Raw genomic sequence first — 14,086 nt, forward strand, 5'->3', positions numbered from 1 at the left:
ACTCTTGTTAAACTTGCGCACGAAATTTTATGTTTAATTTTTATGAGGTTCTTTATGTTATGGTTTCTCTCCTGCGTAGCCTTACTTTTGGTGGGCTACTTTTTGTATGGTTCTGTGGTTGAACGCGTTTTTAAGATTAATCCAAACCGTGCAACACCTGCTCACACAATGGCAGACGGCGTGGATTATGTGCCGATGTCTAAAAAGAAAATCTGGCTTATTCAATTATTAAATATTGCAGGAACAGGTCCGATTTTCGGTCCAATCCTTGGTGCGTTGTACGGACCTGTTGCAATGTTATGGATTGTATTTGGTTGCATTTTTGCTGGAGCGGTACACGATTATTTCTGCGGAATGTTGAGTGTTCGCAATGGCGGTCAATCTGTGCCTAACCTTGCAGGAAAATATTTGGGGGCACCTGTTAAGCATTTTATGAATGCGCTTGCTCTCGTATTATTAATCCTTGTTGGGGTCGTATTCGTTATTTCACCAGCTAGCTTATTAACCAACCTAACGGTGGATAATGTGGGTGAAATGTTTAACTTAGAGATGAAAAGCACCTTATTAGTTTGGACGGCAATCATCTTTGGTTATTACATCATTGCGACCCTAGTGCCTGTGGATAAAATTATTGGTCGTATTTACCCACTGTTCGGAGCGTTATTGCTATTTATGTCTTTCGGAATGTTATTTGCCTTATTGTTTGAAGATAAAGCCTTATTCCACACAGTTGGTGAGATGAGCTTCTCGAAATTCTTTGAAAATATGCATCCAAAAGATTTACCAATTTGGCCGTTAATTTTCGTGACTATTGCCTGTGGTGCGGTTTCAGGTTTCCACGCAACACAATCTCCATTAATGGCGCGTTGCATGGAAAACGAAACAGAAGGTCGTTTTGTTTTCTATGGTGCGATGATTGGTGAAGGCGTGATTGCTTTAATTTGGTGTATGGTAGGCTTAACTTTCTACGATAGCCCAGCATTAATGAATGATGCGATCACAGCGGGTACGCCTTCAAAAGTGGTGTATGATTCAGCAACCCATATGCTTGGCTACTTTGGTGGTATCTTAGCGGTACTTGGTGTGGTGATCTTACCAATTACCTCTGGGGATACGTCATTCCGTGCTGCACGTTTGATTATTGCTGAATTCTTCAAAATCGATCAACGTAGCTTAGTAAAACGTTTAATGATCGCAATTCCATTATTCGTGTTAGGTTTCATTATTTCTAAACTTGATTTCCAAGTGATCTGGCGTTATTTCGGCTGGGCAAACCAAACTACCGCAATGGTAATGTTATGGACAGCCGCTGCTTATTTATACCGTTATCATAAATTCCACTGGATTTGTACTATTCCAGCGATCTTTATGACAATGGTATCAGCCACTTTCCTTGCTTACGCGAAAATCGGTTTAGGCTTAAGCTACGATGTATCTGTTTGGGTTGGCGCAGGTTTAACAGTATTAGCAGTGATTTGTTTCTTTACTTTGTTAAAACCGATTGCTAACGGTGATCCTGATTCGGAAAGTGTTAAAAGCTAATTAAAAATACACAAAAATTTAACCGCACTTAATTTATTTAAGTGCGGTTTTTTTTCTGATAAATTTATCTATCAATATAAACCAAAGATTTATTTTGCATTGATCGCATTGCCGCACTGGCAATATAAACTGCGTTTGCCGGCAATTCGTTCAGTACGCTAGGTTTATCGGTTAATAAGTGCTGAAGAACGCTCTCGGATTCCAGCTCAATCGCACGGGTCATCCAATAAGGGCAATGTTCGTTTGGTTGCCCGTATTTTTGAATGCCTTTGCTACTTTCACGCAATGAAAGATCGGCTTCAAATTCATTATACATATTGAAATGCTCTCGGTTGCCGTTAGCAAAGGTGAGTGTTACGGTTGAGGTAAAGAAATTGATGAGCATTGAGCCTAGTTCACCGTGAATAGCGATGTCCCATTTAGGCAAGCGATAGGCTGTACCCATTTCCAGCGAGCCGAATACGCCGTTTTTAAATTGGAGTAATAATTGAATAATGTCGTGATGATCGGGTGTTTCAAGGTGGGCGCGATTGGTGGATTGAGCAAAAACAGCGTCCACCTCACCAATCAGCCACGCTAATAAATCCAGTTCATGAATTTCGTGAAAGAGTTTACCACCAGTGAGTTGAATATCATTTTTCCACCAATCTTTTTGATAAATTGGGTTGATCCAACGTTGGCGATTGGCTCGTACAACAGTAATTTTACCTAATCGTTGCTGAGTTAAAAATTGTTTGGCTTGTTGTAAACCGGGCAATACTCGTAAGCAATGCCCGACAAACAATGGGACATTTTTGGCTTTGGCTTGTTGGAGTAAATCCGTTGCGTCTTGTGCGTTGATGGTAAAAGGCGTTTCAATAAAAACCGCACAGCCTTGTTGAATGGCGATTTCGGCAAGCTGCCGATGGCTTTGATTATAGGTGGCAATCAAGACCAAATCGACTTTTTGTTGAGCCAATAAACTGGCTAAATCGGCGTAAGCAAAAGTGCGGTGCTTTTCTGCTAAGTTTTGTGCAAGGTCAATTTGCAAATCGGTTACGCCCACGAGTTTGGCTGGGGATTGGTTAAAAATTGCGGCGAGCTGTTGTCCGAAAAAACCACAGCCGACTAAAGCAACATTAATTTGATCCATTTTCTTTCTCCTTTTGTTGTAAGCGTTGGCGTAAGGCACGGAAATAGCGTAACAGGGCGTGCTGAAAGCGATCGACTTCTCGGGCTTCAACCGCATCAACCCATTCTCGATATTGCAAAGCAACGTCCGTTGGTGAAAGTTGTGGTGGCGGCAAATTGGCTTCTTGCTGTTGAAAGATTTGCCAAAAGGCATCTAAATATTGCAGCAATAACGGGTTTTGAATGGCTTGATAAGTTTGCAGATGAATTTGATATTCCAGTTCCAGTGAAAATTGCTCTTTGCGTGCAAGCCGTTGTAACTCAAGGCTTATTGACTGCAATTCCTCAATGTGGCGTTCATTGATATGGGCAATGGCAAGAGGGGCAAAACCGTATTGTAAAATCTCTCGTACATCTAAAATATCTAGCAGATATTTCATATTATTCTGCAAATGCAACTGAGTGTGAAAGGCGAGGCTGTGGATCATCGGGATGAGCGAAGAGGAGCTAACGAATGTGCCGACACCGTGCCGAATATCTAAAATATGCAAGGCTTCCAATGACTTAATCGCTTCACGCAAACTAGAACGGCTAACAGCTAAGGTTTCCATTAGCTCATTTTCCGTAGGCATTAAATCCCCTTCTTTTAAGCCACGATCTAAAATCAGTTGCTTAATTTCTTCTTGTAAAGCGAGATTTTTCACTTTTTTTTCAGATTTTGTCATTTTTGTGATCTCTATCGCAGAAATATTGTACAGAATAAGACATCATATATCTAAATTTAAGACATCTGATGTCTTATCTCTTAATTGATTAAATAGTAACTTATTTTAATGGCATTGTCAGTGAATAATTGAACAATTAAACCAAAAGGAGAGATTATGGCAACACTTTCTCTAACACATATCTATAAACGCTATCGCAATGGTTTTGAGGCGGTGAAAGATTTTAATCTAGAGGTGGAAGATAAAGAATTTATTGCGTTAGTTGGGCCTTCAGGTTGTGGAAAATCAACCACATTGCGAATGATCGCAGGGCTGGAAGCCATTTCAGAAGGGGATTTTTATATTGACGATCGCCGTGTCAATGAGGTTGAGCCAAAGGATCGGGATATTGCGATGGTGTTTCAGTCTTATGCCCTTTATCCACATATGACGGTTTATGAAAATATGGCATTTGCCTTGAAGTTACGCAATGTTGCCAAAGCGGAAATCGATCGCAAAGTGCGTGAAGCGGCAGCCATACTTGGGCTAGATGGTTTACTAGATCGTAAACCGAAAGCCTTATCAGGTGGGCAACGGCAGCGAGTGGCATTAGGACGCACCATTGTTCGTTCGCCAAAAGTATTTTTGATGGATGAACCTTTGTCCAATCTTGATGCCAAGCTACGCAGTAATATGCGGGCGGAGATCATTCGCATTCATAAAAAACTCAATGCCACCACCATTTATGTCACGCACGATCAAACGGAAGCGATGACAATGGCGGATCGCATTGTGGTGATGAATGCGGGCGTAGTGCAACAAATCGGATCGCCAAAAGCGATTTATGATCACCCAGCTAATTTATTTGTGGCAGGGTTTATTGGTGCACCAACGATGAACTTTTTAAAAGGGCGGTTGGAAAATCAGGCGTTTTTGACCGCAGATCAGCAACAATTAGCCATTCCTGATGAGATTTGGCGGCACTTAGTGGCGTTGGGTAAGGAACATCGAGAGGTTATTTTAGGCATTCGCCCTGAAAATATTACTAACGAACCGCTGTTACTTGGTTCTTATCAAAATGCAAGGGTAACTGCTCCCGTTTATGTGGCGGAATTGCTTGGTGCGGAATATATCGTGCATACCCGACTAGGTGAGCAACCCATTAAAGCGATTGTTCATTCACGACAAAAAATTGAAATGGAACAACAAATTACTTTAGCCTTTGATATGAAACGGGCACATTTTTTTGATCCAATCAGCGAGCAAGCGTTGTTTTAATTGCTCCTCCGATAACAATGAGGTGAATTATGAAACTGAAAAAATTATTAACCGTAGCCGCATCGGTGGTGTTAGGTGCGTTAGTGCTAAATGGTTGTAAAGATGAAAAACAGGTAGCGAGTTCGGTGGCAACAAATGATCCTGCTGAATTAGCGGGCAATATCACGATGTGGCATTCTTTTACACAAGGTCCATGCTTAGAAGTGATCCAACAAGCCGCAAATGACTTTATGCAGAAAAATCCAAAAGTGCGGATCAAAATTGAGACATTTTCGTGGAATGATTTTTATACTAAATGGACAACGGGATTAGCTTCGGGCAATGTGCCTGATTTAAGCTCCGCCTTGCCGAATCAAGTGATCGAAATGATCAATGTTGATGCCCTTACGCCGATTAATGATGTGATTGATAAAATTGGGCGTGATCGCTTTTCTGCTAATGCGATTAAAGAGGGGACGGTGGGGGAAAATAATTATTCCATTCCGCTTTATTCACACGCTAAAGTGCTTTGGGTTCGCAAAGATTTGTTAGAGAAAAATGGCTTGAGCGTGCCACAAACGTGGGAAGAGCTTTATCAAGCGGCGAAAGCTTTAACCAAAGATGGCGTTTATGGGCTTTCTGTGCCGATGGGAACGAATGATTATGTGGCAACAATTTTCCTTGATCTTTATATCCGAAGCGGTGGCGGTACGTTGTTGAGCAAAGATCATAAAGTGGATTTGACTAGCCCATTAGCCCAAGAAGCGATTAATTATTGGGTGAAAATGTACAAAGAAACCTCACCGAAAGATGCCGTAAACTACAACATTTTGCAACAAGCGACCTTATATTATCAAGGCAAAGCAGCGTTTGATTTCAATTCGGGCTTCCATATTGGTGGGGTGCAAGCGAACTCACCTGATCTTTTACCTTATATTGATGCCTATCCTGTACCAAAACGGAATATTAATGATCCGCAAGGTGCGTCTGAAACCTTGAGTTTTCCACTTGTGGTATGGAAAAACTCAAAACACCCAGAGATCTCCAAAGCCTTTATCGAAAGCATTTACCAAAAAGATCGCTATATTCAGTTCTTAAATGCCGTGCCAGTCGGAATGTTGCCAGCGGTTACGGGCGTTGATGACGACCCAGCCTATAAAGATTTACCGATTCGCCAAGAATTTAAACACGCGGAGAAAGTGATCCAAGAGGCGGTGAATCTTGGTTCAGCGATTGGTTATGAGTATGGACCAAATGTATATGCAGGCTTGCTGACGAACCAACATATTATTGAAGCGATGTTCCAAGATATTGTGGTGAATGGCACAGATCCGATGGTGGCAGCGAAAAAAGCAGAGCAACAGCTTAACACCTTATTTGAAACCATTTCGCAATAAGAATTAGGGGCGGTTCGCCGCCCGATTCATAGTCGTTTGATTTCAAAATAATACTGCGTTACTTCGCCCTGCTGTACTCTTTGTACTGTCTACGGCTTGTTGCCTTGTCTTATTTTGAACTTAAACGACTACAAAAACAAACGACTACGCAAATTCTCAATAATTGAGAAGGAGGCTTTATGTATCAAAAAAACTATACAAGATGGATTTTTGTGCTGCCAGCGATGATTGTGGTTTCGGTGCTGTTTGTGTATCCCTTCCTCTCAAGCATCTTTTACAGCTTTACCAACAAAAATCTGATTATGCCGAATTGGAAGTTTGTCGGTTTTGATAATTACATTGCTGTGATCAATGATCCTAATTTCTGGCTGGCATTCTCCCATTCGATTTTATGGACGCTTTTTTCTCTCGTGGGACAAGTGCTGGTTGGCTTTGCCCTCGCAATGGCGTTGCATCGCATTCGTCATCTACAATGGCTTTATAAAATCCTTTTGATTATTCCTTGGGCGTTTCCAACTATCGTGATTGCCTTTTCGTGGCAATGGATCTTAAACGGCGTTTATGGCTATTTGCCGAATATTTTAGTGCAATTAAATCTGATGGAAATTGCACCGCACTTTCTTTCTGATAGCACTTGGGCGTTTATCAGTTTGGTGTTTATTAACGTTTGGTTTGGTGCACCACTGATTATGGTGAATGTTCTATCCGCCTTGCAAACCGTACCACAAGAACAATACGAAGCGGCGAAGATTGACGGTGCGAATGCGTGGCAAGTGTTCCGCCATATTACACTTCCACATATCAAAGTGGTGATTGGATTATTAGTGGTGTTACGCACAGTTTGGGTGTTTAACAACTTTGACATTATCTATCTCATCACGGGTGGTGGGCCAGCTAACTCAACAATGACATTACCAATCTATGCTTACAATATGGGCTGGGGAACTAAAATGCTCGGACGCTCTTCGGCGGTAACCGTGCTGTTGTTCCTTTTCCTACTGTTAGTTTGTTTTATCTATTTCAAAGTGATTAGCCGTTGGGAAAAAGAGGGGGAATAAAATGAAAACGAAAAAATCAATGTTAGGTGATATTGCCGCACATCTTTTCCTCATTATCACCACGATTATTGCGGTGTTTCCCTTAGTGTGGATTATGATTTCATCGGTTAAAGGCAAAGGAGAACTTACCAGCGAGCCAACAAGGTTCTTGCCAAAAATCTTTACGTTAGATTATTTTGAACACGTTATCAATGACTTACATTTCATCGTTAATATTAAAAATAGTCTGTTTATCGCCTTAATCACCACGCTGATTGCGATTATTATCTCGGCAATGGCAGCTTACGGTATCGTACGATTTTTCCCAAAATTGGGTGCGATAATGTCGAAATTGTTGGTTACTACTTATATTTTTCCACCGATTCTGCTTGCCATTCCTTATTCCATCGCAATGGCAAAAGTGGGATTAACTAACACAATGACAGGGCTGATTGTGGTCTATCTCTCATTTAGTGTGCCTTATGCGGTGTGGTTATTGGTGGGCTTTTTCCGTACCGTACCGATCGAAATTGAAGAAGCCGCACGCATTGATGGGGCAAATAAATTCACCGTATTCTTTAAAATTGTATTACCGCTGGTTGCACCCGGCATTGTGGCAACCGCCATTTACACCTTTATTAATGCGTGGAATGAGTTTTTATATGCCCTCATTCTCGTCAATGACACCAGCAAAATGACGGTGGCAGTGGCATTGCGTTCATTAAACGGGGCGGAAATCTTAGATTGGGGCGATATGATGGCAGCTTCCGTATTGGTTGTGTTGCCATCAGTGCTGTTCTTCACCTTTATTCAAAACAAAATTGCAGGTGGGCTTTCAGAAGGCTCAGTCAAATAACATTTATTGAGGAAAATAATATGAAAAATTATGCAGTTATTGGGGTCGGCTATTTTGGTGCAGATTTAGCCAGAATTATGAATGAAACAGAAAATGCACGGGTAACGGTGGTTTACGATCCTGAAAACGGAACAGCCGTTGCACAAGAATTGGGTTGTGATGAAGCCCATTCTTTAGAAGCAGCGATTAATCGCCCTGATGTGGATTGTGTCATCGTGGCAACGCCAAATTATTTACACAAAGAACCCGTTTTACTGGCGGCAAAATATAAAAAACACGTTTTTTGCGAAAAACCCATTGCATTAAGCTATCAAGATTGTGATGAAATGGTGCGAGCTTGTGAAGATAATGGCGTGATTTTTATGGCAGGGCATATTATGAATTTCTTCAATGGTGTGCATTATGCCAAAGAATTGATTAATCAAGGCGTGATCGGCAAGGTGCTTTATTGCCACACCGCACGCAATGGTTGGGAAGATTTACAACCGAATGTGTCGTGGAAGAAAGTGCGGTCGAAATCGGGCGGACATTTGTATCATCATATCCACGAATTAGATTGTGTGCAGTTTTTAATGGGGAGAATGCCGAAAACGATAACGATGACAGCAGGTAACGTGGCTCATCAAGGCGAAGGATTTGGTGATGAAGATGATATGCTATTTGTGAATATGGAATTTGAAGACGGGCGATTTGCGGTATTAGAGTGGGGATCGGCGTTTCGCTGGGGAGAGCATTATGTGTTAATTCAAGGGGAAAAAGGGGCGATTAAGCTGGATATGTTCCACTGTGGCGGCACATTGCGAGTAAACGGCAAAGACAGCCATTTCTTAATCCACGAAAGCCAAGAAGAAGACGATGACCGCACGCGTATTTATATGGGAACCGAAATGGACGGAGCAATTCAATACGGTCACCCCGGCAAACGCACGCCACTGTGGCTTAACTCTGTCATGCGAAAAGAAATGAAATACTTAAACGATATTATGCACGGTATGAAACCAAGCCAAGAATTTGAGAAATTATTGACAGGAGAAGCAGCAAGAGCGGCGATTGCCACTGCGGATGCTTGTACAAAATCTCGTTATGAAAATCGTAAGGTGGAAGTGCGAGAAGTGATGTAGAGAGATAAATATTTCCCCCTTTTAAGGGGGAAATTTATATAGTCCAGTTTGTTATAAGAAAAATCCCTTATTTTTCCACCGCACTTTTTACTTCATCAATCATAATGCCCATACTTTCCAAACCGCCAAAAGTTAAGTACCAATTCGCGGCGTTTAAGTAAACAATGTGGTTATTTTTATAGGCTTGGGTTTGCTGGATAATGGCGTTGTCTAACACAGTTTTTGCGTTGTTGGCTTTATCGGTAATGGCTGCGGTGCGATCGACAACCAACAAATAATCTGGATTTTTCTCTAGCACATATTCAAAACCAATGCTCATTCCGTGCGTGGAAGATTTGATGTTTTTATCAATTGGAGTGAAGCCAAATCCACTGTACACAATGCCGTAGCGTGAGTTTTCACCAAAGGCACTTATACGGCTTTCATTGACTAAAGCGAGTAGGGCAGTTTTGCCTTTGGTTTTCTCGGCAAGGGCTTTCATTTGCTTGTCTAGCTGTGCCAGTTTTTCATCGGTCAGTTGTTGTTTATCAAAAATTTGTCCAAAGGCGTGGATATTTTGTTGGAAACTTGGATAGAAATTAGCGTAATCCACTTTCACGAAAAACACGGGGGCAATTTCTTTTAAGCGATCCAGCACTTTTTCTTGGCGACCTGTGGCGATGATCAGATCAGGGTGAAGATCATTGATTTTCTCAAAGGCCGGTTCTGGTGGCACGCCAACGCTTGGGTAATTTTCCTTGCTAAATTCACTCAAATAGTCAGGCACTTTTCCCGCGTTGCTAATGCCGACAATGCTGTCTTTCGCCCCTAACGCACGAATGGTATCCACCGCAGAAAAATCAAGCACCACCACACGCTTAGGGTTTTGTGGCACAACTTGTTTGCCCGCGGCGTTTTCTACCGTGATGTCCGCCGCATTGGCGCTAGCAACACCGAGTAACGCACAAAGGCTAAGGGCAAGGGTTGATAAGGTTTTTTTCATAGCATACTCCTGTATTAAGCTGATTGATGTCGAAAATACACAGCAATTTTATGCTGATTAATTTGTTGAATTGGGATTGGCATATCATAAATGCTGGCTAAAATCGGCTCTTGCATCATTGTGGCAACGTCCCCTTGATGCATCAATTTGCCGTCTTTCATTGCGATAATGTAATCGGAATAGCAAGACGCAAAATTAATATCGTGGATTACAATCACCACGGTTTTATTTAATTCTTTGGTGAGCTTGTGTAGCACCTGCATAATTTGTACGGAATGTTTCATATCCAAATTATTCAGCGGTTCATCAAGCAAAATATAATCGGTATCTTGCGCCAAGGTCATTGCAATGTAAGCGCGCTGACGCTGCCCACCGCTGAGCTGATTGATATATTGATGACGAAACTCGCCTAAATCCATATATTCAATGGCATTATCAATAAAAGTGCGGTCATTTTTGGTTAAATTTCCTTGGCTATAGGGAAAACGTCCAAAAGCAACCAATTCTTCCACCGTTAAAAGCAAATTAATGTGGTTGGATTGTTTTAAAATAGAAAGTTGCTTGGCAATGTCGCTGCTTTTTTGTTGATCTAACGGCACACCATTTAGGCTCACGATGCCGCTATCGGCGCGCAGTAAACGGCTGATAATGGCAAGCACCGTGCTTTTTCCTGCACCATTTGGGCCAATAAAAGAGGTGATTTTGCCGCGCGGAATGGTTACCGAAAGGTTATCCACCACTTTTTTCGTGCCATAGGTTTTATTAATATTTTTAATTTCTATTGCCATTTTTTATTTGCTCTTAATAACAGATAAAGGAAATACACTCCACCGACAAAATTCACAATGATGCTTAGGGTTGTATTAAAAGTGAAAACTTGGGAAACCAATAATTGCCCGAAAACAAGAGTGATTACCGCAATCAACATTGCTGCGGGGATTAACACTGCGTGGCGATAAGTGCGAATAAATTCAAAGGTAACGTTCATTACCAACAAGCCTAAGAAGGTTAAAGGCCCCACAAGTGCGGTGGAAATTGAAGTTAAAATTGCCACAACAATGAGCAACCGTTTAGTGATCACCAGATAATCCACGCCTAAATTAATCGCCTGTTCACGCCCAAGGGCAAGCACATCAAAATAGCGTACATAGCGCCGGGTATAAAGAATGGTAGCGAGCAAGCCAACCAATGCGATCCATAAAATATCAATATTGATGCGGTTAAAACTGGCAAAGCCAATATCTTGCGCGATCTGAAATTCATTCGGATCGATCAGCACCTCCATAAAGGAGGTTAAGCTTTGGAAAAATGTACCGAAAATGATCCCCACTAAAAGCAGGAAAAATAGACTTTGCTGCTCCGTTTTAAATAGAAAATGATATAGCCCCATTGCGAATAAAATCATCAAACTGGTGCAAGCAAAAAATAACACAATGGGGTTCATTGAGGTTAAGGTGTTAGAACCAAAGAGAAAAATAATCAGGGTTTGAATGAGCAAATAAAGGCTATCCAAGCCCAAAATACTTGGCGTTAAAATGCGATTATTCACAATGGTTTGAAAGATCATTGTCGCCAGTGCAATGGCCACGCCTGTCATTACAATGGCAAGCACGGCTAGGGCGCGGTTGTATAAGGCATATTCCCAACGGCTAGGCAGATGATAGAACACATACAGCACCACACTCAGCAAGGCAAAAATACTGAGTAAAATCAACGATATTTTAGGATTATAGAAACGCTTAGCCATTTTGAATCCTTTGTTTTAACAGCATATAAAGAAAAATGGCACTGCCGAACACACCCACAATGGCGTTAATGGAAATTTCGTAAGGATAAATTAGCGAACGCCCTAAAATATCACAAAAAAGCACAAAAACAGCACCCAGTAGCGCGGTGTGAGAAAGCACTTTTTTCAAATTATCGCCTAAATAAAGAGTAACAATATTAGGGATAATCAGCCCGAGAAAGGGGATCACTCCCACAGAAACAATGATGATCGATGACACCGTTGCCACAATCGCCAAGCCTAAATACAGCACTTGCTGATAGTTCAAACCGAGATTAACAACAAAGTCTTGCCCCATTCCCACAATGGAAAAGCGATTGGCAAACACATAGGCAAGAACAAGTGCTGGCACGCTGAAATATAACATTTCATAACGCCCAGCCATCACTAAAGAAAAATCCCCTTGCAACCAACCAGAGAGATTTTGCAACAGATCTTGTTGGTAGGCGATAAAAGAGGTGATTGAACTAATAATATTGCCAAACATAATGCCCACCAACGGCACGAAAATGGTGTCTTTAAATTTGAGGCGAGAGAGTAGCGTCATAAACAATAACGTACCGAGAAAAGAAACCAGAATCGCCACGCTGGTTTTGAGCAACATTGACGCAGAAGGAAACAGTAACATTGCAATTAAAATGCCAAGCCTTGCACTGTCCATTGTGCCTGCTGTGGTTGGGGATACAAAACGATTGCGACTCAACTGCTGCATCACCAAACCACAAATACTTAATGATGATCCTGCAATTAAAATACTCACCAAACGCGGCACACGGCTGATTAAAAAGATCTGCCATTGGGCGGAATCAAAGGCCAGCAAACCTTGCAGATTGACCGTACTCACACCCAAAAACAGCGAAATACCCGAAAGCAACAATAATAAGATAAACAAATAACGGCGTTTAACCATATAACATATTTTGCAAATGAGAATAATTAGCATAATTATACCAAGTATTATCACGTCAGGGCTACGCTGCAAAGGAAAATTAAAGTGCGGTGTAAAAATTCTGTATATTTAAAATCTTTCATAGAAAGCACTATTTTTCTTATCATTTGGAGCGTATGATAGGCAAAATTTTATTGATAACTAATGAGGAATAGAATGGAACAGCAATTTTCTCCTTTATTTCAACCTTATGTTTTGAATAATAATGTTGAAATCAAAAATCGTTTAGTGGTAGCCCCTTTAACGCATTTTGCTTCAAATCCCGATGGTACATTGGGAAGCCAAGAAGCTCAATTTTTGCAAGGGCGAGCAGAAAATATGGGAATGTTCATTACTGCGGCGACGTTGGTTTCCGAAAATGGTAAAGCTTTCCACGGACAGCCAGAAGCCTTAAATGAATGTCATTTGGAAAGTTTATGTAAAACGGCTGATATTATTAAACAACAGGGAGCAAAAGCCATTTTACAAATTCACCACGGAGGAAATTTAGCGTTATCTGAATTGTTGAATGGAAAAGATAAAGTTGCCCCTTCGGCAGATCCTAAAACTGGAGCAAGGGCTTTAACTCAGGAAGAAATTTTACAAATCATTCAAGATTTTGCTCGTGCTACAGAGCTTGCTATTCGAGCTGGGTTTGATGGAGTAGAAATTCACGGAGCAAATGGTTATTTAATTCAGCAATTTTTCTCTGCGCAAAGTAATCAACGTACAGATGAATGGGGCGGCAATTTAGCAAACCGCCTGCGTTTTCCTCTTGCAGTGATTGATGCCGTCAATGCAGTGCGCGAAAAACATCAATGCCCAGAGTTTATTATTGGTTACCGTTTATCACCAGAAGAACCCGGAGAGAATGGTTTAACAATGGCAGATACACTTGAACTTGTTTCTGCTTTAGTTGAGCAGCCGTTGCAATATTTACACGTTTCGCTATGGGATTTTTACAAAAAAGCTCGCCGTGGTGCGGATACCAATGCAGCTCGCCTTGAGCTTATTCATCAGCGTTTAAATGGTCGTTTGCCATTAATCGGGGTGGGGAATTTATTTACCGCAGAACAGATCGTGGCAGCCTTGAATACTGGGTGGGTGGAATTTGTTGGGGTGGGTAAGTCCATAATGATTAATCCAAATTTGGCGACCTTAATTGCTGAAGGAAAAACGCAAGAAATTATTACCGCACTTGATCCTGAGCAGCCTGATCATTATCGCATACCCGATCATTTGTGGTCGCTATGTGTGAAAGGAAGCCCTTGGTTACCACCAGTGCAAGGACAAGATTGGCAGCCTGTCGATATTTAAAGTATGAATTATTGAAAACGCAAATAGCACTCAATGAGTGCTATTTTTA

Annotated in this window: 13 protein-coding genes; 7 read left to right on the plus strand and 6 right to left on the minus strand. The window is 41.4% G+C overall.

All coding sequences use genetic code 11. From position 1 onward, the window contains the following. Positions 1 to 54 precede the first annotated feature (54 nt). Positions 55 to 1,542: a carbon starvation CstA family protein gene (locus tag ACLS0A_RS03360; RefSeq protein ID WP_416082390.1), complete on the plus strand. Its 1,488-nt coding sequence runs from the start codon at positions 55 to 57 to the stop codon at positions 1,540 to 1,542. Between the two features lie 64 nt (positions 1,543 to 1,606). Here ACLS0A_RS03360 and ACLS0A_RS03365 read toward each other — a convergent pair whose 3' ends face one another. After that, complete coding sequence (locus ACLS0A_RS03365) at positions 1,607 to 2,674, minus strand: Gfo/Idh/MocA family protein (protein WP_416080372.1); 1,068 nt, start codon at positions 2,672 to 2,674, stop codon at positions 1,607 to 1,609. Then, positions 2,661 to 3,377, minus strand: coding sequence for a FadR/GntR family transcriptional regulator (locus tag ACLS0A_RS03370; protein WP_416082389.1), 717 nt, complete (start codon positions 3,375 to 3,377; stop codon positions 2,661 to 2,663). Before ACLS0A_RS03370 ends, ACLS0A_RS03365 begins: the two co-directional genes overlap by 14 nt. Positions 3,378 to 3,533: 156 nt before the next feature. Here ACLS0A_RS03370 and ACLS0A_RS03375 point away from each other — a divergent pair, with 156 nt between their 5' ends. The 5 genes from ACLS0A_RS03375 (at position 3,534) to ACLS0A_RS03395 (ending at position 9,024) form a co-directional block, all read left to right on the plus strand. After that, positions 3,534 to 4,634, plus strand: coding sequence for an ABC transporter ATP-binding protein (locus ACLS0A_RS03375; protein WP_416082388.1), 1,101 nt, complete (start codon positions 3,534 to 3,536; stop codon positions 4,632 to 4,634). A gap of 29 nt (positions 4,635 to 4,663) precedes the next feature. Then, positions 4,664 to 6,010 carry an ABC transporter substrate-binding protein gene (locus tag ACLS0A_RS03380; RefSeq protein ID WP_416082387.1) on the plus strand — a complete coding sequence of 449 codons (1,347 nt, stop codon included), beginning with the start codon at positions 4,664 to 4,666 and terminating at the stop codon, positions 6,008 to 6,010. Between the two features lie 179 nt (positions 6,011 to 6,189). After that, complete coding sequence (locus ACLS0A_RS03385; RefSeq protein ID WP_035685882.1) at positions 6,190 to 7,068, plus strand: carbohydrate ABC transporter permease; 879 nt, start codon at positions 6,190 to 6,192, stop codon at positions 7,066 to 7,068. 1 nt (position 7,069) lies between these two features. Next, complete coding sequence (locus tag ACLS0A_RS03390) at positions 7,070 to 7,903, plus strand: carbohydrate ABC transporter permease (protein WP_035685878.1); 834 nt, start codon at positions 7,070 to 7,072, stop codon at positions 7,901 to 7,903. Between the two features lie 20 nt (positions 7,904 to 7,923). Beyond that, positions 7,924 to 9,024, plus strand: a complete 1,101-nt coding sequence (locus ACLS0A_RS03395) for a Gfo/Idh/MocA family protein (protein ID WP_416082386.1) — start codon at positions 7,924 to 7,926, stop codon at positions 9,022 to 9,024. A 67-nt stretch (positions 9,025 to 9,091) separates the two neighbouring features. On the opposite strand, the gene ACLS0A_RS03400 is transcribed toward ACLS0A_RS03395, so the two are convergent. The 4 genes from ACLS0A_RS03400 to ACLS0A_RS03415 are packed head-to-tail and all read right to left on the minus strand — an operon-like array spanning position 9,092 to position 12,702. After that, positions 9,092 to 10,006, minus strand: a complete 915-nt coding sequence (locus tag ACLS0A_RS03400) for a siderophore ABC transporter substrate-binding protein (RefSeq protein WP_416082385.1) — start codon at positions 10,004 to 10,006, stop codon at positions 9,092 to 9,094. Positions 10,007 to 10,020: 14 nt separating this feature from the next. Further along, entirely contained in the window at positions 10,021 to 10,794 is a 774-nt protein-coding gene (locus tag ACLS0A_RS03405) for an ABC transporter ATP-binding protein (RefSeq protein ID WP_416082384.1), read from the minus strand. After that, on the minus strand, positions 10,785 to 11,753 hold the full coding sequence (locus tag ACLS0A_RS03410) for an iron chelate uptake ABC transporter family permease subunit (RefSeq protein WP_416082383.1): 969 nt from the start codon (positions 11,751 to 11,753) through the stop codon (positions 10,785 to 10,787). Before ACLS0A_RS03410 ends, ACLS0A_RS03405 begins: the two co-directional genes overlap by 10 nt. Continuing rightward, positions 11,746 to 12,702 (minus strand): ABC transporter permease, encoded by a 957-nt coding sequence (locus tag ACLS0A_RS03415; protein WP_416082430.1) that lies wholly within the window; start codon positions 12,700 to 12,702, stop codon positions 11,746 to 11,748. The genes ACLS0A_RS03410 and ACLS0A_RS03415 overlap by 8 nt, the downstream gene beginning before the upstream one ends. A 195-nt stretch (positions 12,703 to 12,897) precedes the next feature. On the opposite strand from ACLS0A_RS03415, the gene ACLS0A_RS03420 reads away from it, so the two are divergent. Continuing rightward, a complete protein-coding gene (locus tag ACLS0A_RS03420) occupies positions 12,898 to 14,037 on the plus strand; it encodes an NADH-dependent flavin oxidoreductase (protein WP_416082382.1) in 1,140 nt (379 codons plus the stop codon). The last annotated feature ends 49 nt before the right edge of the window (positions 14,038 to 14,086 follow it).

Origin of the sequence: Avibacterium volantium, assembly GCF_049366555.1 — a bacterium.
Classification (GTDB): domain Bacteria; phylum Pseudomonadota; class Gammaproteobacteria; order Enterobacterales; family Pasteurellaceae; genus Avibacterium; species Avibacterium volantium_A.